Below are 23,164 nucleotides of genomic sequence, written 5' to 3'. Positions count from 1 at the left end.
CATGCAGCTAGATACTTTTTTACATCATCTCCATTTCTCTATTGATGAAATTATGCCGAATCATGAGGTGGACTGGAAAGACGCACCGCTTCCTTATAAATTATATCGAAATGTACCTACCATCCCGCTCTCCTTAGAAATCCCGTTATCTTTATCGAACTCTTCTACTACACCTACTCTAAATGAGATTGGTCACTACCTTTGGTATTCATTTGGTGTAACACAATTATGTCAGCTAAATAGCGAGAGAAATGTATTACGAAGATCCATTCCTTCAGGCGGTGCTTTATATCCCAATGAATTGTATATCTATTTAAAGATTGACGATTATCCAGATGGCATTTACCATTATGACGCCGCGCATCACCGACTTATTTTACTTCGCGAAGGAAATTTCGATTCTTATTTAGCAGACGCACTCGGTAATCGCTGTAATATACATGATTGTTTCGGTGCCGCATTCGTATCCACTATGTTTTGGAAAAACTTCTTTAAATACAATAACTTTTCATATCGCCTTCAAGGATTAGATAGCGGGGTTCTCATTGGGCAATTACTAGAATGTGCAAAACAGTTCGGTTATACGAACGGCGTATACTTTCAATTTCTAGATCGTGCACTGAACCATTTACTCGGATTGTCAGAAGGTGAAGAAAGTGTGTATGCCGTTATTCCTTTAAGTACAGAGCCAGAAACTAATTGGTTTCACAATGATTACCGTGAAAATAAAACAGTTACTTCTCATGAGTTGTTGCAACAAATTCCGCCGTTAGCACATGAACATTTCGTTCGCTCAAAACATGTAGGTGAATATCCGATGATAACAAAAATAAATGAAGCTTCTATGATCGAATCGACAGCACACTTCCAAACACTACATCATGAAGAGCACTATCAACATAATGCGTACGCTGTACAGCTACCAAAAGTAGAACGGTTATCGTATGATTTCCTACAACTTTGTAAAAAACGATATTCTCCTGATGCGGACTTTATTTTAACGAAATGGGATGCAGCCGAGCTCGCTACTTTACTACAAGAAGCGAGCCTCTCCTTCCCCTATTACAACGACCTTGACGGTAAGTATGCAAATGAAAATGCACGCGTCTTCTTATATGGATGTTTTTATAACGTGAAAAATATTGAAAACGGGGCTTACGCTTATAATAGTAAAACACATTCGATACAACCAATTCGGTATGGAGACCTTCGTTACCCTCTTCAATCTAGTATGACGATGGATAACGTAAACCTTTTTCAAGTACCACTTTGCTTACATGTAGTCGGAAAGAAAGATTACTATACACGTGCATTAGGCTATAGAGGATATCGTATTCACCAAATGGAAGCTGGTATACTCGTTCATAAACTCGTTTTTGCAGCGACCGCGATGGGGATGGGCGGGCATCCATTACTTAGTTTTGATACAAATTCATGTGATCAATTGTACGGTATTGATGCTGGGAATGAAACGTCTCTTATTCAAATTCCTGTTGGGGCGTATCGAGCGCGGAATTGGTTAAAAGGGGTTTTGCATAGTTAAAAGCACGCCGATGGACGGCGTGCTTTTTTACTAGATTAACTTAAAAATACTCTTAATTTGTCTAGCAAATAACCAATTTTTCGTACCGTAGTTATCATTTAAACTATCTAAATTAATAGATTGTCCGTTAGCAAACTTTAATTCTAACGTTGTATTTTTGTCATTTGTTTTTAAATTACTATTTGTAATATCATCATACTTTAATTTTTCAATCTCAATATATTCGTCTTTTTCTTGTCCGATCACGACATGGTCTTGGAAGAAGAAAAACACTTCTACTTTTTTACCGAAACAAAATACATTTTTCGTATAAATTAATGTCGCATTATCAAGTCCGACGCATACTTCTTTCATCTCTTCCACAACGTGTCCAAAGTCTTCTTCTTGTCTTGCGTTTGATTCAGCAATCCATTCTTCGATTGTTTTCATGTTAATTGCCATACTGTGCCCCCTGGTTCGTTCATTGCTTTTTTTAAAAATAAATACTATATGAAAATATAAGCGATAAGTACTATGTTTTCAAGGGTGAACGGTATATTCAAAATAAAGTTAAATTTCAAAGTAATCTACTAGAGGCACCGATTTCATTATATTTTAAACGTTTGAACGAGACATTCTTCATCATCGATTAACTGTGTTTTCTCATCAAATACGATGTTTAGCTCCCTATATACTTTCTTCCAAAAAGAAACAGCTGGTACATTTTTCACAAGTTCGATAACGAAATACTGTCCTCGTTTCTCTTTTAGTACATTCTCAATAACTTGTTTACCAATTCCTTTTCCTTTGTACTGATTCAATATGAAAATGTCATTTATGCCAAAGTCGTTTTCCTTCTTCAAAAACGGGCGTTCCAACAATAATAAAAATCCTACAATACTATTTTCAGCTTTTATAAAATACGGAGTGATTCCGTCATTTCCCCAAAACATGTGCAAATCTTCGTATTCAAAAAATCCATTTGCCCCAATCTTTATATTAGGAGTGAATGTAGAGAGATCATGAAGATATAGTGCGTACAAATTACGTAATATTTCTTTTTCAGATTCTTGAACGGTTTGAAGTGCTACAAACATTTTTAATAATCCCCTTCCCTATATGTAACTGTTTCTCCCTCTTTATTATTCGCTAAAAAAGTTTACCTACCTTTGCAAAAAAAATAGCACTTAAAAAGTGCTATTCTGCTCTCCTTGCCGCTTGCTGAATTGGGTCCCAAACGCTGTTATATGGTGGTGCATAACTTAAATCGACATCTTCTAAATCATGAATGCTCATTTTATTGAAAAGTGCCATCGCGATCACATCAATACGTTTATCTACGCCTTCTTCTCCAATTACTTGCCCGCCCAACAATTGTTTCGTATCAGAGCGATATAGTAGTTTCAAGTAAAGTGGTTTTGCATTTGGATAATAGCCCGCCATATTTGTAGAATCTACTTTGACCGTTTTATACGGGATATGTAGCCCTTTTGCTTCTTTTTCATTTAAGCCTGTTCTTGCGAGCGTCAAATCCATAAATTTAATAATACCTGTGCCTAACGTACCTTTAAATGCTCTTCGTTTATCAAGCATATTCAGTCCAGCAAGTCGCCCTTGTTTATTAGCAGTCGTTCCGAGCGGGATATGATCATGAATTTCCTTTATAACGTGGTAATGTGTTGCGCAATCACCGGCTGCATATACGTCTTGCACATTCGTTTGCATATATGCATTTACTTCGATTGCCCCTTTATAATTTGTACGTATATTTGTTCCTTCAAGAAAATCAGTATTCGGCTTCACTCCAACCGATACTAAAACAAGATCTGCTTTATACGTACCTTTATCCGTTTCAATTTGTTCCACTCTTTCATTTCCTTTAAATGCTTTCACATTTTCATTCGTTAAAATTTCAATATTGTGTTTATCTGCTTCTTTATGTATATATTCAGCCATATCTGCATCATAAATCGTACCGATATGATCATTTCGCTCAATCATTCTTACTTTCTTACCAAGTTCGACGAATGTTTCTGCCATCTCCAGTCCAATCGCACCACCGCCAATAATGGTTACATCTTCAACTTTATTCGTTTCTAGCGTTTTTAATATACGCTCAGCATCTGGAATTGTTTTTAAAAGGTGAACACCTTGCAAATCTCGACCTTCCCATTCTGGCATAACAGGACGCACTCCAGTTGCAATTAATAAACGATCGTACGGAAATTCAAAAACTTCTTTCGTCTTCGTATGCTCTGCGTACACCATTTTCTTTTCTGTATCTACTTTCGTTACTTCATGACGCACTTTCGCATCAATTCCATATTTCTCACGAAACGTCTTTACGTTGCGCGCGATTAACTTTTCAGTTGAAGCGATAGCACCACTAATGACATACGGTAATCCACACTGAGCGTATGAATAAATTTCACCTTTTTCTAACGTTACAACATTTGCATTTTCATCGTTTCTAACAATTTGCATAGCTGCACTCATACCAGCTGCATCTCCGCCAATAATGACATAGTTCACTTTACCACTCCTTCTTTTTTACATACTCTTTACGTTTTCCATATTTTATAGAAATAACACCTACTTCCATTGTAAAGAAAGAGGATTTTATCTTCAAATTTGGTGCACAAACCTATGCTTTAATAGGTAGCCGTCGTGTCTTATAAACAACATGTTTAATATGCTATAACAGTTACTATTGAAAGTAGGTGAAATATATGTGCGCCGGCCTTCTCGCCCAGCTTCCAGATGAACCGCAAGAACCAAAAGAACCGAAACCCGCCCTCTCACTTGACCAAGAATTTTCCATTAATGCGACAATATACAGCGCTCGTGCCTGGTTATCTAACGATGATACGTTTGCGCAAGATATTTGGAAAGCTACCCAATTCGCTTCAGCATCACATGCTGGCAAGTCTATCTTTCCAGTCGGTTCAGTTAAAATTCTGAACTTCTCTGACGATACAATAACTGTTACTGCTTCACCAGAATCAGATCATGCGCTCAAAATAGTCGTACCCCCCCATTCCGAGGCAGCCCTAACATCTGGTCCTTTATCACATATACAAGCTAGTACATCAGGAGGATCAAGTAAAGTCACATTTCTCTTTCACATCTTTTTCTCAAGGGATCCTGGTTCAGATAAATAACCATAAAAAAGGTACAGTTATGCACTGTACCTTTTTCACATGTTTATTCTCTTGATTTGATGAGTTCAACATTATAAGTTTCAATATCTGTTAGCTTTCCTGTAAAATATGGATTTTCTCTATACCAAGATTGTTTTGAAAAATACGTTTGCATATCTTTCGTCTGAAAAATATGTCCATGCCTTGCATATATTTCATTTCTAGCAATTTTCAACTGTTCTTTCGATAAATATGCTAAATCTGTACTCGTTAATTTTCGAATATCACTATCTGGGAAAATGAAACCATTATATACATACGGAGTGGTAGATGGCGGAGTAACATTATAAACAACTGTTTTTTCTGTACTTTTCTTTTGAAATGGAAGATTATAAGACGGAAGTGCCGTTACCGTTTCTACCTTCGTCGTTTCCCTTCCATTTTCTCCATTTCGTTCTAAATAAATCGTCGTACTTCCATCAGTCGCTATAGGCCCCCATGTAATTTCTTCTCCTGCCAGTGCTGTAACTGGTTTTTGATTTACGTACAATGTTGCACCAGGCGCGTTCGTTTGAACTGTAATATATTGACCTTGCAACGTTAAATCTATCATTACGTTATTTTGGCTTTGTTTCATAAGTACAACCTTTTCCTCACGCGATAGTTTTACATAATCATTTTTATATTCTGATTGAAACACTTGATTGCCCGGAAGAAACGGCCCATATTGCTTCTCAAACTTTTTGTCATCTGTCTTATCAATTTCTTTTCCGTTCATTTTTAACGATACGCCTTTTTCATTTGTAAGCAAAGTGGTATAGTACGTCTTCACTTTCAATTTATACCGATCAAATATAAAGAAATACTTTCCGTCTTTCGTTAACGAAAAATCAGCTCTTTCTATTCCGTCCCGTTGTTTTTCACCTTGTCTCAAATATTCTTTTAATTCATTCACATACGATGGATTTTCTTTTATATATGAAAATAGAGGCGTTAAACTCTCTTTTGTTATCATAACCGATTGATCATCTGCCGTAATGATCTCAGCTAATTTCTCTCCGTCCCTCTCTTGTAAAATCGTAATCATCCGATCTACTTGTGCCACCTGCGTATAATACGATGATCCGTACAAATATAATCCAATAATCGCTATAACAAATAGTGCTAACAGTGTAATGCCAACCTTTGCACCACCGCTCATGTTCTTCTTTACTACAGGACTTCCCCTCTTCGTCCCGCAGTTTTGACAAAATTGCACACCATCTTCAAACTGAATTCCGCACTTTGTACATACATTCATCCAGTCAACCACCTTTTCATTAGAAGCCAGTTATTCCCTGTGTTAAGGCTTGAATTATCGTGCTAATGTAAGACCAAAGTACAATAAATGTTGCAATTCCAATTAAAACATTTGCAATAATAAGTGTGTACACGAGATCTAATCCGCCATTGTCTAGCTTTAATATGGCTACAGTTATACTAATCCCTATATAAGTTGCAGCTACCGATAATAATATCGGTAAGAAAAAGATTAATAAGAAACTAAAAAGAAAAGAAAGGACTAATATAGCAATAGCCGGCGTCGCTAGCGTTCCCCATATACCGAATACTTCAAGAAACGAAAAAGATGATTTCATCATCTTACCACTTACAAAAATAATAAATCCGACAAATAAAGTTAAAATTAATAAAAAGAAAAAGACCGTTATAGATTCTACAAAAAATGTGGGAGTAGATATATCTGGTGCAAATGTTCTCGTAACTGCTGATGCTGCACTCATCATTCTATAAAAAATACATGCTCCTAAAAAACAAATAAGAACAAGACTTACAATTCCATTTCTTACTTCAATCGTGCCGCTTTTCATAATCGCTGTCGGTGCTTGTAATGCATGTTTAAAAAATTGAAAATAGCCGCTCGCAAACCGCTTCGCTTGCTCTACCGTTTCATTTGGCCGAGTTTCCTTTACTTGTGCCGCGCGTGCTTGTTCCGGCCCTTCTTCTTGACCACTACTTGCCACTACTTCTTCCGTTAACGAATGTCCACAATTCCCGCAAAACTTTGCCTCTGCTGCATTTTCTGTATGACATGACGGACATTTCATTCTCTCATCCCTCCTTAAGCATATACCATATAGGGTGTTACAAATTCAATATATGACTTTGTACATAAAACATGACTACAAGAAAAAGATTCTGAAATCCTTCTTTCAAAAGAAATTATATATGCTAGCAATCTTGAAAAATAATGCTATTATGAAACAGAACAAATAACATTTTTAACAGATTGGATGAAAGACAATGGAATTGGTAAACTCAATTTTTCAAATACTCCTTACAAGCGTAATCCAATTATTTTCCTTAATTGGCGTTATCATTGTAATTGGATTTCTATTAGGTTATTTAGAATCACTAACACGAATGTATTGGTCGAGGGCTTTCGGAAGAAAAGGATTCCTTTTAACGGCGTGGATTGGTGTTCCGATCCACGAACTTGGACATGCCATTATGTGCGTACTGTTCCGTCATAAAATTGTAGCAACGCAGTTTTTCCCAACAGATACAAGTCAAGGAGCATTAGGTTACGTACAACATCAATACAATCAAAAAAGTGTGTATCAACGAATTGGGAATTTCTTCATCGGCATCGGGCCTATTATTTCTGGTATTACTGCATTAATCCTTTTAATGCGCTATTTCGTACCAGAATCATATTTTTTATTTAATACAACTCTCGAAAAAACGATCGCTTCTACTTCTATTAATGTAGAAATGATTCAAAACATGCTCTTGTCGACGTTTGTATTATTGAAAAGCTTATTTACAATCGGCAATTTATTGAATCCTTCCTTTTGGTTATTTTTATTTATCGCCATTTGTATTTCCGCACATATCGCTTTAAGTAAACCAGACATTAAAGGATCAATAGACGGAGTTATCGTCATGTTTATCGTTTTATTTTTATTCAACATCATAGCGGGACTGTTTCAATACGACAGTAACCAGCTAATTGGACAGGTTATGAAATATAATATGTATCTCATTGCGTTTTCTAGTGTAGCACTGCTTTTCTCTTGTCTTTCTACACTCGTTAGTTTTTCGTTTTATAAAATAAGAAGAGGGCGTTCTTTTTGAACGCCCTCTTCTTATTAATTATTCCCCTTATAATCACAATGCTCAACAGGCACACGAGCATGCCCTTCTTCATCGGTACACCATGACTGTGATTGGAATGCAAGAAAGATACCAATCCATTCTTCTTCCTTTTCAAAGTGAATGAGTATCCCTCCGTCTTGCCATATGCCATTATCACCTTTCCATTTCTCTACATTCCCTTGATTCATGTGAATATCATGTATACCGTTTCCTGGTTTGAAATGAAAATAGGAATCTGGTGTGTTTTCTTCTGGTCCCCATCTTTCACCAAACGCGTAAATAATCGCTTTTTCTTCTATCGCTCGCTTTATATAACGTTCTATTTTTTCGTTTAAATCATTATCTGCTCCTGCTTTTTCGGGAGGCAAAGGAATCATTTGTTTTGAATCAAATAGATTTCCTCTTACATAATCTAAAGCCACTTTCGGTTCATTGTTTTTTATTTCTGTAAAACCGAATGGTAATGTCGGTAAAATATGAATCGCTTCTGATTTAATATTGTTACTCGCAAAATATAAAACTTCTGACGGATAACTTTGCGATTTTACGTTAATTGCAATACGATAATCTACTCCTACTTCATCTTGTAAATGAACTTGATAATGAGGTGTTTTCCCTTTTCCAATCTTTGATTGTATAACTGTACCTTTTAACACACCGTAGTTTTTTAGGGGCATACATTTCATCTCCTATTCATCTAAAATCGGCAAGGATACCCCCTACTTCAATCGTGTGAAGGGCGATAGCCCAACGATAAGTGGGGGAGGAATTGCCGGCAGATACGGTATGGTACGTTAAAAATCCTAAGATTCTGTACCATATCAAGTATCTGAAACTTCCACCTTGCCTCCTACTTTCTCTACTTAAGTTGTTTGCTTTCACTAAAAATCTGTTACAATTTAATTTGTGAAAGGCGGTGAAAATAATGCCTACAATTACTGCAAAAATACAAATCCATGTTTCCGATAATCAAGCTGAAAGTCTAAAGATAACAACGAACGCTTACCGCAAGGCTTGTAATTGGTTATCAAAACACATATTTGAAACAAAGAACCTTAATCAAGTAAATCTCAATAACTTATATTATTCTGATTTGCGAAATCAATTTAGGTTAAAAAGTCAAATGGCTCAATCTGTGATGAAAACTGTAATTGCTCGTTACAAGTCGGCTAAATCAAATGGACATGAATGGTCTTTGATTGACTTCAAACTTGCAGAATATGATTTAGTCTGGAATCGAGATTATTCACTAACCAAAAACCAATTTAGTGTAAACACGCTTGAAGGTCGCCTAAAACTAAATTATGAGCGTAAGGCTATGAAGAAATACTTCAACAGCACTTGGAAATTTGGTACTGCTAAATTAGTGCATAAGTACAAAAAGTGGTTCTTACATATCCCGATGACAAAAGAGTACCAAACATTAGATTTCGCAGATGTAAACAACATCGTTGGTGTTGATTTAGGAATCAACTTCCTTGCAACCACTTATGATAGTCAGGGCAAAACAACCTTCTACAACGGAAATATTGTTAAACATAAGCGTGGTAAATTTAAAGCTACTCGTAAGCAATTACAAACACGACAAACACCATCTTCTCGTAAGAAAATAAAACAAATTGGCTCAAGAGAAAACCGTTATGTAACTGATGTAAACCATCAAATTACAAAGGCACTCGTTGAGGCATACCCTAGAGGTACTATGTTTGTTTTAGAAGACTTAACAGGGGTTCGTTCTGCGACAGAGAAAGTACGAGTGAAAAACCGCTATGTTTCTGTATCTTGGGCTTTCTATCAGTTCCGTCAAATGCTTGAGTATAAAGCTGAATTGAATGGACAAAAGGTAATTGTGGTAGACCCCAAATATACTTCCCAAACTTGCCCTAAGTGCGGAAACATTGAAAAAGCGAATCGTAATAAAAAGCTACACACTTTTAAGTGTAAAAATTGCCAATACCAATCAAATGATGACCGTATTGGTGCGATGAATCTACACCGTAAGGGAATTAAGCATATCAGTGTAGTTACCACAGGAGTATAGCTCTTGTGGTAGGGGCGAAGTCAACCGTCCTTATGCTCCACCATACTAAGGTAGGAGAGCATTGCTCGTTCGTACTACTGGGTAGGAATAAGCGTAGTTGCTCTCTATGAGGGTAGAAGCACTGTCGAACTCCGACAGACGCAAGCCCCCACTTCAAACGACCCGTAAGGGTGTTAAGTGGCGGGTTGTTGACTTAGTAGAAGCTTTTCATATTTAAAACATTATCCATTCATAAAAAAAATCCTCCTATGTTAGGAGGATTTTTAATTTCTCAACATATACCAAACAATAACCTCTACCACTACAAGCAAAACCGCACCAAAGATCATTAACGTCGTCTTCTTTAATAGTTCATTTTCACGGTAAGGGATATTACATAAGTAAGCACCTAATGTAATCCGTGATGGACAAGCGATTGTCGCTACTGATGATGCGGTGTTTTGAAGTGTTGTGACATATTGCCACGGGAGTGCTACGTTTTGTGCGGTTTGCATTTGTAGTTTTATAAACATTGCATTTGATCCTGCGTTACTACCTGTTAAAAATCCACCAATAGCGCCAATAAACGGAGCAACAAAAACGAAAAAGGTTCCAAATGTTTCACCAGCTGTTTTTGCGAGTAATGAATGCATGCCTGATGCACCCATTAGTTCTGAAATGGCGATAAACATTGTCGTCGTAATAGCAAATGGAATCCATTGTTTGATCGTTTGTGAGAATGATTGTTTAATAATATTAGACGGGATGCGGAAGAAAATAATAGTAAATAAGCAAGTCATACCGAGCCAAAATCCTGGTGAATATAGTAACTCTAGTTTATAAGAGTATGATTTCAAATCAAGAACCGCATATGTTCTGAACAAATCATGTAATGCTGGAACGAGGCGAGAAAGTAAAATACAAACTGTTAGAAATATATAAGGGCTAATAATTTTTATAATGGATACTTCTCTCTCCGTTGCAGCGGCATGTTCTGTTATAAGATTTTGCCCACTTTTTCCTTTTAATTTAATGATAAGAAAGCCAAATGTAATCGTAACGATAGAACTTAATATCCCGGCTAGTTCAACACTTACGTACGCATTAGAAAGATATATTCCGAGAGAAAATAATAGAAAGAACCCTACTCCTTCTTTCCACTTTTCTATAACCGCTTGCCAGCCGCCAACAACGTGTAAAGAAAGAATAACGAAGTAAGCAAACATCGGAATACTTAATAGCGCTGTATTTGTACCAAGTGTTGTAAGAGGCATATTTATTAGCTGCGAACCGATAATCGTACCCGTTGCCATTGCGCCCCATGAACTAGCTAGTAAGCCGATGAATGAGAGCAGTACAGCTTGAAATGGTTTATAGCCTAGCGAAAGAAAAATAGGTGCTGCAACCATGAATCCAATACCAAATCCACTTACTGATTCAATAAGCGGACAAATGCCAAAACACATAAGCAGCATTTGTAATAAGCGATCATGTGTGATTTCTTCTAAAAAACGTGCTACTTGATCGATGTATCCCATTTTGTTCATGAGGTGAAATAAAAAAATACCGAAAAATAAAACGTACCCGACAATAAAACAAATTAACCATCCTTTAATCGTTGCGTGCACAGTTTCACTTATCCCTAATCGAAACGTTGGCGAGAGTAAAACGATTCCGACAGACACTGCATAAGAAATTAACGAGGATCTTAATGACGTTTGTTTAAATAAAAATAAACAAATGAAAATCATCATAATTGGGATAAGTGCCAACAATATGGCCATGTTATCATCTCATTTCGTTTAAAATACAATTTTTAACTATTATATAACAGATGACATAATTTTCAATTGTTTTTACAACAGATTCAAAAAAGGAGCCGTTTGGCCCCTTTTCATTCACCCCATTTTCTATTATTCTGAAAAACTGTCTGCTGCCCAATTATTTTTTCTAACACAACAAACACAATGTAAGTACATATTGCTTGCAATACAATATTCCCAAATTTCATTAATGTAAATGAATGAATCCGTAGAAATAATTCGTTTAATAATACAATCGAAACGATACTAAATAATTCTATACTAATCGAAAATAGACATATTTCTAAAATAGACTGTTCTTGAATGCGATTTAAGTTGGAAAAGATAAATACATATCCTAAAAATAGAGCCATCAACTCTATTTTCGCCATGCTAATGAGCCAAGCGTATAGTGGTATAGTTAAAAGAAGATACAGTAATTTGCGTCTTAGCATGCCTTCTCACCTCTGAATTAAATGTATTTTCTGTATATTTTAACATTTATTACGCAAAACAAAAAGAAGAGACTTACGCCTCTTCTTTTTGTTTTGTTGCATATATTAATTCACATATTTCTTCTCGTTTTTCATTTTCTAAAAGCTCAATGATCTTACTTCCAACAACAACTCCGTCACATATTGTAACCATTTCTTCTACATGTTCTTTTGTTGAAATACCGAATCCTGCGACTACTGGTAAGTTGACGTGTGATTTTACTTTTTCTAAGTAACTACGAATCTCCTCTTTAAAGTTTTGACGTACTCCCGTTACGCCCGCTACTGTAACAGCGTAGACGAATCCTTCTGATTCACTCGTAATTTTTTCGATTCGCTCAATTGGGCTCGTTACGGTAACGAGTGGAATTAGCGCAATGTTTGCCTCTCGAAGTAACGGCGCAATAATATTTTGTTCTTCATATGGTAAGTCTGGAATGATGATGCCGTCTACACCTGCTTCTATGCAGTTTTCGATGAATCGTTCTTTTCCAAATGCGAGTACTGGATTTAAATATGTCATGAGTACAAACGGAATTTGCACTTCTTCCCTTACCTCTATTAATGCTTGAAAAATTCCTTTTACTGTTATACCGCTATCTAGCGCTCGCTTCCCTGCTCTTTGAATCGTTGGGCCATCTGCAACTGGATCTGAAAACGGGATACCGATTTCAACGATGCTTGCTCCTGCTTCGTCTAGAAAACGAATTCTTTCTTTTAATTTCTCAAGTCCACCATCTCCGCCCATTACGTACGGAATAAATGCTTTCTTACCATTTTCAAACGCTGCTTTAATTTTTTCTACTCCCATTTTTCACACCTCTTCCATATAACGTTTTATACTCTCTACATCTTTATCACCGCGGCCTGATAAGCAAATGACAAGTCCTTCGTCTTTCTTCATTTGCGGCGCTAATTTTAATGCATATGCGACAGCATGTGAGCTTTCTAAAGCCGGAATAATTCCTTCTTTTTTCGTTAATAATTGAAATGCTTCTAACGCTTCATCATCAGTAATTGAATGATAAGAAACGCGGCCAATATCTTTTAGCAAGCTATGTTCTGGACCAACACCTGGATAATCGAGTCCTGCTGAAATAGAGTGCGCTTCTTGAATTTGCCCTTCTTCGTTTTGCAGAAGATACATCATTGATCCGTGTAAAACACCGACGCTTCCTTTCGTTAAAGTTGCTGCATGCTTTTCTGTATGAACGCCTTTCCCTGCTGCTTCTACGCCGTAAAGAGCGACCTCTTCATCGTGTACGAACGGATAAAACATGCCCATCGCATTACTACCACCGCCAATACAAGCAACGACTGCTTCTGGTAACTTTCCTTCTAACGCCTCATATTGTTTTTTCGTTTCATTTCCAATTACACTTTGGAAATCACGGACAATTTGCGGGAATGGATGTGGCCCGAGAACGGATCCCATAATGTAGTGTGTATCGTGCACGTGTGAAACCCAGTAGCGAAGCGCCTCGTTCACTGCATCTTTTAATGTGCCGCTACCTGCCGCTACACTTTCTACTTTCGCTCCGAGTAATTCCATTCGGAACACATTTAATTTTTGACGTCTCACATCTTCCTCTCCCATAAAGATGACGCATTCTAATCCGAGTAGGGCACATACAGTAGCAGTTGCCACTCCGTGTTGTCCTGCTCCTGTTTCAGCGACAACTTTTTTCTTGCCCATTCGTACTGCAAGTAGTGCCTGACCGATTGTATTGTTAATTTTATGAGCTCCTGTATGGTTCAAATCTTCACGTTTTAAATAAATCTTTGCACCACCGCAATACTTCGTCATATTTTCAGCGAAATAAAGCGGTGTTTCCCTTCCAACGTACGTTTTTAAATAATGATTTAATTCCTTTTGAAACGCTTCATCTTGCATCGCTTCTTTATATGCTTCTTCTAGTTCTAATACAGATTGCATTAACGTTTCTGGAACGTATCGTCCTCCGTATATACCGTAGTGACCTTTTTCATCTGGATATGCGTAGTTCATTTGGAACACTCCTTCGATTTTATAATAAATTGTTTTATTTTCTTTAGATCTTTCTTTCCTTCTGTCTCTACTCCGCTACTTACATCGACCATATATGGCCGAACAGTTCGAATTGCTTCTTCTATGTTAAGGATGTTTAATCCACCAGCTAATATCGTTTTCTTTCGCAACTCTTTTGGCATATGCTCAAGTAATTCCCATGAAAATGTCTTTCCATTTCCTCCATGAAACTTTTCTTTCGGGCTATCAAACAATATATAATCCGTTTCATATGCTTGAGCGCTTTTCATATCACTCTCTGAAGTTACTCCTAGCGATTTTATAGACGGAATATTCAATCTTCTAATTTGATGATTCTCTTCATCCCCATGTAGTTGCACATGCGTTAACCCGCACTCATCTGCAATCTTCTGAATCACTTCAACTGATTCATTTACGAAAACCCCGATTTTTAATACGTGTGCTGGAAGCTCCCCAATAATTTCTTTCGCTAGCCCCAGAGTAATTTTCCGCTTACTTTCTGCAAAAACAAATCCGATTGCATCTGCTCCGTATTCGCAAGCACATTTTGCTGTTTCAACATCAGTAATACCACAAATTTTCACTTTCATATATTCACCTTACAATCTTCAAAAAAGCTACTAATAGAAGATGATGTCATAAGTGCCTCTCCAACTAATACACCTTTTGCTCCAGCTCTTTTAACGCGGGTAATATCTTCTTTTGAATGAATGCCACTTTCACTAATCCAAAGTAATTTCTCCTCATTCAATCGTTTTCCTAACTTTTCAGTTTGGCTTAAATCTACTTCGAACGTTTTTAAATTACGATTATTAATGCCAATAACATGTGGATTTAGTTGGATCGCAGTTTCTAATTCCTGTTCATCATGAACTTCAACAATCGCTTCCAATCCTTTTTCTAACACGTAGCTATACAACTCTTTTAACTTTTCTTTCGTTAACGCTGCTACGATTAGTAAAATAATATCTGCTCCCGTTTCATACGCTCTATCGATTTGAATCTTATCGATTATGAAATCTTTACATAAAAGCGGAATGTTACTTTCTTCTCTTGCTGTTTGTAAATCGTGAAACGATCCTTTAAAAAATTGACCATCTGTTAAAACAGATACTGCTCCTGCCCCGCAGTCTTCATATGTTCCCACTTGTTTTCGTACGTCAACGTGTAAATTGATATCTCCTTTTGATGGTGATGCTCGCTTTACTTCTGCAATGACAGTAAACTGCTGTAACGCTTCTACAAGTGAATGTGTCTTTCTTTTTGTTTTGACTGGTGTATACGTTTCATATAACTCCGCAACTTCCTTTTTCTTCTGTTCTACAATTTTATCTAAAATCGTCCCCACTTTAGTTCACCCTTTCTAATTTTTCGTTGCTTGCTGCAATTAATAAGTTTAATTTGGTTAATGCTTTTCCAGAGTCAATGCTATGTGTTGCTAGTTTAATTCCTTCTTCAATCGTTTCTGTTTTTCCATTTGCAAAAAGGGCTAGACCTGCATTTAATAACACTGTATCGCGGTAAACACTCTTTTCTCCACTCAATACGCCGACTGTAATCTTTGCATTTTCTTGTGAATTCCCCCCTCTAATTTCTTCATTTTTCACTCTTGAAAAACCATAATTTTCTGGATCAATATTCATTTCTACCATTTCATTATCTTTTAAAAGGACTACTTGATTTTCCCCTTGTAATGACGCTTCATCTAAAAAACCACTTCCATTTACGACAAGCGCTTGTTTCCGGCCTAACTTTTGTAATACTTGTGCAACTGGTAATAACATATCTCGTTTATAAATACCGACAAATTGTGTTTCTAAATTCACTGGATTTGTTAAAGGACCAATTAAATTAAAGATTGTCGGCACGTTTAACTCTTTTCTTATTTTCATAATGCGCCTTAGTGCTGGATGCATTGCTGGTGCAAATAAGAAGGCAATGCCCACATGCTCTAGTAAATAATCAATCTCGTTTGGCGTACTACTAATATTTACACCTAGTTCTTCTAATAAGTCTGCACTTCCTGTTTTACTAGAAACGGCACGATTACCATGTTTTGCAACCTTTACACCTGCTCCTGCCAGTACGAATGCTGATGTTGTGCTAATATTAAACGTTTGAGCACCGTCACCACCCGTCCCGCAATTGTCCATTGCTCCTTGTATATGGTTCGAAAACGGCAATGCCTTTTCGCGAAGAGCTCGAACGAGACCGTATATTTCTTCTGCAGTTTCACCTTTCGCTTTCAGTAAGACTAAGAAAGCTGCAATTTCACTTTCTAATATGTTTTCACTTAATAAAAGTAGTCCTGCTTTATACATTTCCTCTTCTGTTAAATGTTGACCCTCCACTAATTTACGAAGATAGTTATTCATACTCTTTCCTCCTCTTTTACTTCTGTTAAAAAGGCACGTATTAACTTTCCGCCTTCTTCTGTTGCGATTGATTCCGGATGAAACTGTAATCCGAAGAGCGGATAATAATTGTGACAGACTGCCATTATTTCTCCGTCGTCCATCGCTGTCGCTAATATGTCAAAACAATCTGGCAAGCTCGTTTGCTCTGCAACAAGGGAATGATAGCGCATCGCCGTCAGCGGCTGTGTAACGTATGAAAAGATTGACGTTCCGTTATGTTTCACACGCGATGTTTTTCCGTGTTTAATACGTTCTGCTCTAACAATGTCTCCTCCAAATGCGGCTATGATCGCTTGGTGGCCAAGACAAATCCCTAATATGGGAACGTTCTTATAAAAATGACGAATCACTTCGATACAAATACCAGCATCCTCTGGTTTTCCTGGTCCTGGTGAAAGCACAATTCCTGTTGGATTCATCTCTTCTAGCTGTTCTATCGTTATTTGATCATTTCTTACGACTACAATATCTTCTTCGTATTCACCTAACAGTTGATACAAGTTATAAGTAAATGAATCATAATTATCAATTAGTACAATCATTTCATTACCTCCAATAGCGCTCTCGCTTTATTTAATGTTTCTTCATATTCAGCTACTGGATCTGAATCGTAAACGACTCCTGCTCCGGCCTGAACGTATGCTTTTTCATCCTTTACGACCATCGTTCGAATGGCAAGTGCCATATCAAGATTCCCTGAAAAACTAACGTATCCAACTGCTCCGGCGTATACGTTTCTTTTTTCATTCTCTAGCTCATTTATAATTTCCATCGCTCTAATTTTCGGAGCTCCAGAAACTGTCCCTGCTGGTAAGCAATACGCTAGCGCATCAAATCCGCTCGTTTGTTTTCGCAATGTTCCGTAAACTTCAGATACAATGTGCATAACGTGAGAATATTTTTCTACTTTCATATATTTATCTATCGTCACGGATCCAATTTCACTCACTCTGCCAATATCATTTCGCCCAAGATCTACAAGCATCATATGCTCCGCTCGTTCTTTCTCATCTTCCAACAGTTCTTTTTCGATTTCCTCATCTTCCCTCTTCGTTTTCCCCCTCGGCCTCGTACCAGCAATTGGATTCGTCATCACTTTATTCTCCCTTACTGATAGCAAACTTTCCGGTGAAGAACCGAGTACAACATAATCTTGAAAATCGATATAGAACATATATGGTGATGGATTTGCAATTCGAAGTTTTCGGTATAACGCGAATGGATCACCAATACATTCACTTTGCAAACGCTGTGACAGTACGACTTGGAATATGTCCCCAGCTCTTATATGTTCTTTCGCCATTTCTACCATCTCACAAAACTCTTTTTCCGTTATAGAAGAAGTGAATGATAATGTGGATTGTATTGCATTTACTTCAGCTTCTTCTCCTTGTAGCACTTCCTCTTTGTATACTCGTAGCCTTTCGTATACTTCCTCATAATCTGCTGAATCATCTTCCCTGCATACATATACAAACGACAACTTTTGGCGTAAATGATCGTAAACGATAAACTCACGATATAGTAAAAGGTGTACTTCCGGAATATTTAATGGGTCGTGTAAATCCGCTCCAATGTTTTCATACTGCCGAATGACATCATATCCAATATAACCAACTGCTCCTCCGCAAAATGGAAATGGGCTATCTACTTGTGATGATGCGATTACTTCTTCTAACACTTGTAGTACGTTACCTTTTAACTTTTCTGTTTGCCCATATATCATTCTTTCTACTTCCGTACCAACGCTTGTCACCTCTCCATAAGGATTACATCCTAAGTAAGAATAACGCCCTTTATCTTGATGAAGCTGTGAACTTTCTAATAAAAATTTCTTCTTCCCTTTCATACGTCTATATAAAGAAATTGGCGTAATGCTATCTCCTTCTTCTTCAGTGATTACTAAAAATGTCTTTCTCTCTCTTTTTTGTTTTATAAATTCTTCTTTCGTCATCATGTCCTTCACCTCACTCTGAAAAATAAAAAAGTCCCCTACATATCGAAAATATGTAGAGGACGATAAATATACCGCGGTACCACCTCGTGTTGGATGCAAAAGCATCCCGCTTTGTTCAGGTACAAAATTTATACCTTATCCTTGTAACGGCGGAACCCGGGTTGCCTACTGAAAATAATTGTTCAGCATACCTCTCGTAAGCCCATTCCGTATATGGCACCGTACCGGGCTCCCACCTATTCCCGGCTCTCTGTAACGTCTCCAATATACGTACTCTTCTTACTTAAACGATTTCATTTATTTAATTTTTTATACACAAAAAGGGAGTACTCATCCTATAGAAAGGACGGGTACTCCCGTGGTGCCACCTTAATTCGTTACAAATGTAACGCACTTTACCGTATCAAAAACAATACGTGTCTCTTGTATCGATGAGATCATGTCGCCAAAGCCTACTTCTTTCGTTTCGGTTTGGAAGCTCCGAAGCCCATTCCACATCAATTCCATACTGATTCGCACCAACCATCAGCTCTCTGACATGTTCATCATGTGTACTCTTCTTCATCAACGCTTGCATTTTTTTAAGTTGCACTCATTATAGACCTGACTTTTTTCACAAGTCAATACTTTTTTAAAAATTTTATTTTTCTTTCCTTTCAATATTATATTGACAAAACAACCTCTTTTTATGTAAATATAATAAATACTCTATTAAAAATAAGGTTTTTTGTATGAATATTATATATTAAAAAAGTAAAATCACATCAAAAAACGCTTACATTTCTGAAAATTCATATTTCTATATGGATTTTTCAGAATAATCATGATAGATTATAAAGTGAAACTTTAATAAGTGGGGGGTTTGTTCATCCCCCACTTATTATTAGTTGAACTAATCGGGCATTTACGGGCAGTTGATCTCCCACCTAACTTCCTTGCCCATCCAATTTTAAGGTGGGAGTTTTACTGCCCGTTCATGCGGGATAAATATGCATAACGCATCAAAAGACCTGACAAAAGAAAGGGGAACTACATGAGTACGCAGATGTTAATTTTAACTTCTATCTCTATTTACATGCTCGGGATGCTAATTATCGGCTATTTCGCTTATAAGCAAACATCCAACTTAACAGATTATATGCTTGGCGGGCGTACACTAGGCCCCGCAGTAACAGCATTAAGTGCTGGAGCAGCTGATATGAGTGGTTGGCTTTTAATGGGCTTACCCGGTGCAATGTTTAGCGTTGGATTAAGTAGTAGCTGGATTGCGATTGGCCTAACATTAGGCGCATATGCAAACTGGCTTTATGTCGCTCCTCGCTTACGTACCTACTCTGAAATTGCAAATAACTCTATTACTATCCCAGAATTTTTGGAACACCGTTTCCACGACAAATCCCATATGCTACGTTTAGTATCTGGACTTGTTATTATGATATTTTTCACGTTTTATGTAGCTTCAGGATTTGTCTCTGGTGCTGTATTATTCGAAAATTCATTTGGACTCAATTACCATGTTGGTCTTCTTATCGTTGGTGGAGTTGTCGTAGCTTACACATTATTTGGTGGATTTTTAGCTGTAAGTTGGACAGACTTCGTGCAAGGAATCATTATGGTAGTCGCTCTTATTCTTGTTCCAGTCGTAACAATTATGCACGTAAATGGACTTGGTCCAGCATTTGAAACAATTAAATCTATCGATCCGGCATTATTAGATATTTTTAAAGGTACTTCTGTATTAGGAATTATTTCATTATTCGCATGGGGCCTTGGTTATGTTGGACAACCACATATTATTGTACGCTTTATGGCGATTTCTTCTGTAAAAGAAATTAAAAGTGCACGACGTATTGGTATGAGCTGGATGATTTTCTCTGTTGCTGGAGCTATGTTTACTGGCCTTATCGGTATTGCATACTATTCAAAAGCAGGTTTAAAACTTTCTGATCCAGAAACGATTTTCGTTGAACTTGGCACTATTTTATTCCATCCACTTATTACTGGATTTTTATTAGCAGCTATTTTAGCAGCTATTATGAGTACAATTTCTTCTCAACTTCTCGTTACTTCGAGTGCAGTAACAGAAGACTTATATAGAACATTCTTTAAGCGTGATGCTTCTGATAAAGAACTTGTATTTGTCGGGCGTATGGCTGTTCTTGTTATTGCTTTAATTGGATGTGCATTAGCACTTAAACAAAATGATACGATTTTAGCTCTTGTTGGATATGCTTGGGCTGGGTTCGGTTCTTCATTCGGACCTGCTATTTTATTAAGCTTATATTGGAAACGTATGACGAAATGGGGCGCGCTTGCTGGTATGGTTTCTGGTGCCGCTACTGTTATTATATGGACTCAATTCAAATTCTTAAAAGATTTCTTATATGAAATGATTCCAGGTTTCGCTATTAGTTTACTAGCTATCGTAATTGTTAGTTTACTAACACAACCTTCAAAAGAAGTTGAAGAGCAATTTGAGAATTTCGAAAAACAACATAGTCATAATCTATAAAGGGAAAGCTCTGCTGTTATCGTATCAGCAGAGCTTTCTTTATATCAAAGTTCGACGATCTTCTGCTCGAATTTAACAATTTCTTTATGTTTCGTTAAATTAAACGTAACACTACTCCTTTATAGTATTACTATCAGCACTTATACAGAAAGGGGACTCCAATATGTTAGCAGCTTTCCAGCAACAACAAACACGAAAATTTTCACCTATCACCAATACTTCTGCGTCTTGTTTGAACATACAACCTAATCCACCTAAAATTACAATTGCTCCTTCTGTTATTTCAGTCATCGGTGTTCATATGGAAAAAAATAAGTTAAAAGTAAGAACTGGCCAAAGCACTGGGTTATCAGCTTCCGTTTTGCCAATGCAGGCAACAAATAAAGAACTTCTTTGGACGAATATGAATGCTGATGTTATCACACTGTATCCAAAGGGGGACACGGTAACGATTACTGGAAAAAGTGCAGGTAGAGCAGTCGTAATTGTCACAACTGCTGAAGGAAAGTTCCGTGACCTATGTATCATTCACGTACAACCTTATATGACAAATCCAAAGTAAAAGAGTGGCTACGAAGCCACTCTTTTACTTTATTTCAATGTGTGGATTTTTACTTTTAACAAGATTGATGAATTGCTCTTTATCTTTAGGAGAAATAATTTCTGTTTGATGTGCACCATAAACAATTTCAAGTCGATCAAATGACAATGCATGGGCTGCTATTGGATTTTTTGTATTTAAAACTTGTTTTATATCTCGTATAAATATGCGCTTTTTAACGAAACCTGATCTAATTGTAATTGTTTCTTCTCCGACGATGTATTTTGTCGAAAACCAACTCCAAATAAATAATATCGCTAATGAAATTGTAAAAAATAAAAGAAAATATTCTCTACCTGCAAATAGGGGAGCAAAACACGCTCCAATGACAACGAAAAAAATCGGATATAGCCATACATCTTTTTTTGATGGGAATTCCATTTCCTTCCCCCTTCCACACCCGTATTTATATAAAACAAAAAGAGAAGTATCACAACTTCTCTTTTCTCCTCTAACATTATAATTCCTGTGTATACGCCGGCTCGTTTATTACATTTTTTGCTGTTCGTTTTTGTTGCTGTAGTAAGAAAACAGATACACCAAATAATACGAGCATGCTACCGATAATTTGCATGGCATTTAGTCTTTCACCGAGTAAGAAGAACGCTAGTATAGATGCTCCAACGGGTTCTCCTAAAATACTCATTGAAATTGTTGTTGCATTTACGTAGTTTAATAACCAATTATTAATGACGTGTGACACTGTCGGGACAACCGCAAGTAAAAGAAAAACGGTCCAATCCCACTTCGTATAACCTGTAAAAGGCACTTGCAATACTATATTATAAATTCCCATAAAAATACCTGCGAATGCAAAAACTGTAAAGCTGTAAATCCAGTGTGATACTTTCTTTACTGTCGTTTGCCCGATAAATAAATAACCGACAACCGCTATTACACTTAAAAAGGATAATATATCTCCATAAATTGCTTGTTCACTTAGCCCTAAATCTCCCCAACCAATACACATTACGCCTAATATCGCAATTCCCATCGTTGCAATAGCTGAGTATGTTGTTCTTTCTTTAAATAAGAAAAAACCTCCAATTAAAGATACGATTGGTTGAAGCGCTAAAATAATCGTCGAACTCGCAACTGTCGTATGCTTTAAAGATTCAAACCATAATAGAAAATGAAGTGCTAAAAAGAAACCAGATCCAATTAAAAATCCCCAATCTTTTATTTGAATCTTACTAAAATCTTCCCGTTTTTTCCATACGATAGGCAGCATAATAAGTACGATAATCCATAAGCGGTACATACTTAAAATAGAAGATGGTGCTGAGGACATCTTTACAAAAACTGCTGCAAAAGAAATGGCAATTATAGAAATAGCTAATGGTAGTGCGATTGACTTTTCTTGTTTCAAATCCTGTCTCCCCTCTCACCTGTCAAAAATCCCACTTCATTATATCCGTTTTCTTTCGTGACTTAAATACTAATTTTTTAGATTCTTCGTACCATTATGGTAAAATAGAAATTAAGGCACCAATTAGTGAATATTTATTTCCTTT

The 23,164-nt window shown here is 36.8% G+C and carries 23 protein-coding genes and 2 other annotated features; of the genes, 6 read left to right on the top strand and 17 right to left on the bottom strand.

The window, feature by feature from the left end; translation table 11 throughout:
• The first annotated feature begins 1 nt into the window (after position 1).
• On the top strand, positions 2–1,543 hold the full coding sequence (locus DOS87_RS06545; protein WP_001175544.1) for a SagB family peptide dehydrogenase: 1,542 nt from the start codon (positions 2–4) through the stop codon (positions 1,541–1,543).
• Between the two features lie 30 nt (positions 1,544–1,573).
• On the opposite strand, the gene DOS87_RS06540 is transcribed toward DOS87_RS06545, so the two are convergent.
• The 3 genes from DOS87_RS06540 to DOS87_RS06530 all read right to left on the bottom strand — a co-directional run bounded on the left by DOS87_RS06540 (position 1,574) and on the right by DOS87_RS06530 (position 4,054).
• Positions 1,574–1,984 carry a DUF3908 family protein gene (locus tag DOS87_RS06540; protein ID WP_000996793.1) on the bottom strand — a complete coding sequence of 137 codons (411 nt, stop codon included), beginning with the start codon at positions 1,982–1,984 and terminating at the stop codon, positions 1,574–1,576.
• Between the two features lie 146 nt (positions 1,985–2,130).
• Positions 2,131–2,619: a GNAT family N-acetyltransferase gene (locus tag DOS87_RS06535; protein WP_000495856.1), complete on the bottom strand. Its 489-nt coding sequence runs from the start codon at positions 2,617–2,619 to the stop codon at positions 2,131–2,133.
• Between the two features lie 100 nt (positions 2,620–2,719).
• Positions 2,720–4,054: a CoA-disulfide reductase gene (locus DOS87_RS06530; protein ID WP_098578289.1), complete on the bottom strand. Its 1,335-nt coding sequence runs from the start codon at positions 4,052–4,054 to the stop codon at positions 2,720–2,722.
• Positions 4,055–4,251: 197 nt separating this feature from the next.
• Here DOS87_RS06530 and DOS87_RS06525 point away from each other — a divergent pair, with 197 nt between their 5' ends.
• A complete protein-coding gene (locus tag DOS87_RS06525; RefSeq protein ID WP_000332402.1) occupies positions 4,252–4,683 on the top strand; it encodes a hypothetical protein in 432 nt (143 codons plus the stop codon).
• 43 nt (positions 4,684–4,726) lie between these two features.
• On the opposite strand, the gene DOS87_RS06520 is transcribed toward DOS87_RS06525, so the two are convergent.
• A complete protein-coding gene (locus tag DOS87_RS06520) occupies positions 4,727–5,962 on the bottom strand; it encodes a TcaA 3rd/4th domain-containing protein (RefSeq protein ID WP_001099914.1) in 1,236 nt (411 codons plus the stop codon).
• Positions 5,963–5,981: 19 nt separating this feature from the next.
• Entirely contained in the window at positions 5,982–6,767 is a 786-nt protein-coding gene (locus tag DOS87_RS06515) for a zinc ribbon domain-containing protein (RefSeq protein ID WP_000650096.1), read from the bottom strand.
• A 196-nt stretch (positions 6,768–6,963) separates the two neighbouring features.
• Between DOS87_RS06515 and DOS87_RS06510 the strand changes: the two genes are divergently transcribed.
• A complete protein-coding gene (locus tag DOS87_RS06510; protein ID WP_000424512.1) occupies positions 6,964–7,797 on the top strand; it encodes a hypothetical protein in 834 nt (277 codons plus the stop codon).
• Positions 7,798–7,811: 14 nt separating this feature from the next.
• Here DOS87_RS06510 and DOS87_RS06505 read toward each other — a convergent pair whose 3' ends face one another.
• A complete protein-coding gene (locus tag DOS87_RS06505) occupies positions 7,812–8,495 on the bottom strand; it encodes a DUF2278 family protein (RefSeq protein ID WP_001128581.1) in 684 nt (227 codons plus the stop codon).
• 248 nt (positions 8,496–8,743) lie between these two features.
• Here DOS87_RS06505 and DOS87_RS06500 point away from each other — a divergent pair, with 248 nt between their 5' ends.
• Positions 8,744–9,859 (top strand): RNA-guided endonuclease InsQ/TnpB family protein, encoded by a 1,116-nt coding sequence (locus tag DOS87_RS06500; protein WP_001142359.1) that lies wholly within the window; start codon positions 8,744–8,746, stop codon positions 9,857–9,859.
• 263 nt (positions 9,860–10,122) lie between these two features.
• Here DOS87_RS06500 and DOS87_RS06495 read toward each other — a convergent pair whose 3' ends face one another.
• From DOS87_RS06495 to trpE, 9 genes are all read right to left on the bottom strand, one after another.
• Positions 10,123–11,622 (bottom strand): L-lactate permease, encoded by a 1,500-nt coding sequence (locus DOS87_RS06495; RefSeq protein WP_098578290.1) that lies wholly within the window; start codon positions 11,620–11,622, stop codon positions 10,123–10,125.
• 110 nt (positions 11,623–11,732) lie between these two features.
• Positions 11,733–12,095: a DUF4029 domain-containing protein gene (locus DOS87_RS06490; protein WP_000946134.1), complete on the bottom strand. Its 363-nt coding sequence runs from the start codon at positions 12,093–12,095 to the stop codon at positions 11,733–11,735.
• Positions 12,096–12,168: 73 nt separating this feature from the next.
• A complete protein-coding gene (trpA, locus tag DOS87_RS06485) occupies positions 12,169–12,945 on the bottom strand; it encodes a tryptophan synthase subunit alpha (protein WP_000537822.1) in 777 nt (258 codons plus the stop codon).
• A gap of 3 nt (positions 12,946–12,948) precedes the next feature.
• A complete protein-coding gene (trpB, locus tag DOS87_RS06480; protein ID WP_001105026.1) occupies positions 12,949–14,142 on the bottom strand; it encodes a tryptophan synthase subunit beta in 1,194 nt (397 codons plus the stop codon).
• Complete coding sequence (locus DOS87_RS06475; RefSeq protein WP_000865127.1) at positions 14,139–14,753, bottom strand: phosphoribosylanthranilate isomerase; 615 nt, start codon at positions 14,751–14,753, stop codon at positions 14,139–14,141. Before DOS87_RS06475 ends, trpB begins: the two co-directional genes overlap by 4 nt.
• Positions 14,750–15,511: an indole-3-glycerol phosphate synthase TrpC gene (gene trpC / locus DOS87_RS06470; RefSeq protein ID WP_000536711.1), complete on the bottom strand. Its 762-nt coding sequence runs from the start codon at positions 15,509–15,511 to the stop codon at positions 14,750–14,752. The genes DOS87_RS06475 and trpC overlap by 4 nt, the downstream gene beginning before the upstream one ends.
• A 1-nt stretch (position 15,512) precedes the next feature.
• Positions 15,513–16,538, bottom strand: coding sequence for an anthranilate phosphoribosyltransferase (trpD, locus tag DOS87_RS06465; protein ID WP_098425442.1), 1,026 nt, complete (start codon positions 16,536–16,538; stop codon positions 15,513–15,515).
• Positions 16,535–17,122, bottom strand: a complete 588-nt coding sequence (locus DOS87_RS06460; RefSeq protein ID WP_063675109.1) for an aminodeoxychorismate/anthranilate synthase component II — start codon at positions 17,120–17,122, stop codon at positions 16,535–16,537. Before DOS87_RS06460 ends, trpD begins: the two co-directional genes overlap by 4 nt.
• A complete protein-coding gene (gene trpE / locus DOS87_RS06455; RefSeq protein WP_002083083.1) occupies positions 17,119–18,537 on the bottom strand; it encodes an anthranilate synthase component I in 1,419 nt (472 codons plus the stop codon). The genes DOS87_RS06460 and trpE overlap by 4 nt, the downstream gene beginning before the upstream one ends.
• Positions 18,538–18,589: 52 nt before the next feature.
• Positions 18,590–18,834 (bottom strand) — a binding site (T-box leader).
• Positions 18,835–18,876: 42 nt separating this feature from the next.
• Positions 18,877–19,114: a binding site (T-box leader), on the bottom strand.
• 456 nt (positions 19,115–19,570) lie between these two features.
• Between trpE and putP the strand changes: the two genes are divergently transcribed.
• Together putP and DOS87_RS06445 are read left to right on the top strand one after the other, a co-directional pair.
• Positions 19,571–21,049, top strand: coding sequence for a sodium/proline symporter PutP (gene putP, locus DOS87_RS06450; RefSeq protein ID WP_000107191.1), 1,479 nt, complete (start codon positions 19,571–19,573; stop codon positions 21,047–21,049).
• Between the two features lie 163 nt (positions 21,050–21,212).
• Positions 21,213–21,611, top strand: a complete 399-nt coding sequence (locus DOS87_RS06445) for an Ig-like domain-containing protein (RefSeq protein WP_208730228.1) — start codon at positions 21,213–21,215, stop codon at positions 21,609–21,611.
• A 24-nt stretch (positions 21,612–21,635) separates the two neighbouring features.
• Here the strand turns inward: DOS87_RS06445 and DOS87_RS06440 are convergent, their stop codons facing one another.
• A complete protein-coding gene (locus DOS87_RS06440) occupies positions 21,636–22,031 on the bottom strand; it encodes a PH domain-containing protein (protein ID WP_000395656.1) in 396 nt (131 codons plus the stop codon).
• A 76-nt stretch (positions 22,032–22,107) separates the two neighbouring features.
• Positions 22,108–23,019: a DMT family transporter gene (locus DOS87_RS06435; protein WP_000806930.1), complete on the bottom strand. Its 912-nt coding sequence runs from the start codon at positions 23,017–23,019 to the stop codon at positions 22,108–22,110.
• Positions 23,020–23,164: the final 145 nt, after the last annotated feature.

The organism is Bacillus sp. CR71, from assembly GCF_003429245.1.
Classification (GTDB): domain Bacteria; phylum Bacillota; class Bacilli; order Bacillales; family Bacillaceae_G; genus Bacillus_A; species Bacillus_A thuringiensis_S.
Note: the sequence above shows the minus strand (reverse complement) of the source record. Positions and strands in the feature narration are given on the sequence as shown.

Coding starts and splice junctions, on each gene's coding strand:
- DOS87_RS06545 (WP_001175544.1), top strand. CDS start 2: ATGCAGCTAGATACTTTTTTACATCATCTCCATTTCTCTATTGATGAA.
- DOS87_RS06540 (WP_000996793.1), bottom strand. CDS start 1,984: ATGGCAATTAACATGAAAACAATCGAAGAATGGATTGCTGAATCAAAC.
- DOS87_RS06535 (WP_000495856.1), bottom strand. CDS start 2,619: ATGTTTGTAGCACTTCAAACCGTTCAAGAATCTGAAAAAGAAATATTA.
- DOS87_RS06525 (WP_000332402.1), top strand. CDS start 4,252: ATGTGCGCCGGCCTTCTCGCCCAGCTTCCAGATGAACCGCAAGAACCA.
- DOS87_RS06520 (WP_001099914.1), bottom strand. CDS start 5,962: ATGAATGTATGTACAAAGTGCGGAATTCAGTTTGAAGATGGTGTGCAA.
- DOS87_RS06515 (WP_000650096.1), bottom strand. CDS start 6,767: ATGAAATGTCCGTCATGTCATACAGAAAATGCAGCAGAGGCAAAGTTT.
- DOS87_RS06510 (WP_000424512.1), top strand. CDS start 6,964: ATGGAATTGGTAAACTCAATTTTTCAAATACTCCTTACAAGCGTAATC.
- DOS87_RS06505 (WP_001128581.1), bottom strand. CDS start 8,495: ATGCCCCTAAAAAACTACGGTGTGTTAAAAGGTACAGTTATACAATCA.
- DOS87_RS06500 (WP_001142359.1), top strand. CDS start 8,744: ATGCCTACAATTACTGCAAAAATACAAATCCATGTTTCCGATAATCAA.
- DOS87_RS06495 (WP_098578290.1), bottom strand. CDS start 11,622: ATGGCCATATTGTTGGCACTTATCCCAATTATGATGATTTTCATTTGT.
- DOS87_RS06490 (WP_000946134.1), bottom strand. CDS start 12,095: ATGCTAAGACGCAAATTACTGTATCTTCTTTTAACTATACCACTATAC.
- trpA (WP_000537822.1), bottom strand. CDS start 12,945: ATGGGAGTAGAAAAAATTAAAGCAGCGTTTGAAAATGGTAAGAAAGCA.
- trpB (WP_001105026.1), bottom strand. CDS start 14,142: ATGAACTACGCATATCCAGATGAAAAAGGTCACTACGGTATATACGGA.
- DOS87_RS06475 (WP_000865127.1), bottom strand. CDS start 14,753: ATGAAAGTGAAAATTTGTGGTATTACTGATGTTGAAACAGCAAAATGT.
- trpD (WP_098425442.1), bottom strand. CDS start 16,538: ATGAATAACTATCTTCGTAAATTAGTGGAGGGTCAACATTTAACAGAA.
- DOS87_RS06460 (WP_063675109.1), bottom strand. CDS start 17,122: ATGATTGTACTAATTGATAATTATGATTCATTTACTTATAACTTGTAT.
- trpE (WP_002083083.1), bottom strand. CDS start 18,537: ATGATGACGAAAGAAGAATTTATAAAACAAAAAAGAGAGAGAAAGACA.
- putP (WP_000107191.1), top strand. CDS start 19,571: ATGAGTACGCAGATGTTAATTTTAACTTCTATCTCTATTTACATGCTC.
- DOS87_RS06445 (WP_208730228.1), top strand. CDS start 21,213: ATGTTAGCAGCTTTCCAGCAACAACAAACACGAAAATTTTCACCTATC.
- DOS87_RS06440 (WP_000395656.1), bottom strand. CDS start 22,031: ATGGAATTCCCATCAAAAAAAGATGTATGGCTATATCCGATTTTTTTC.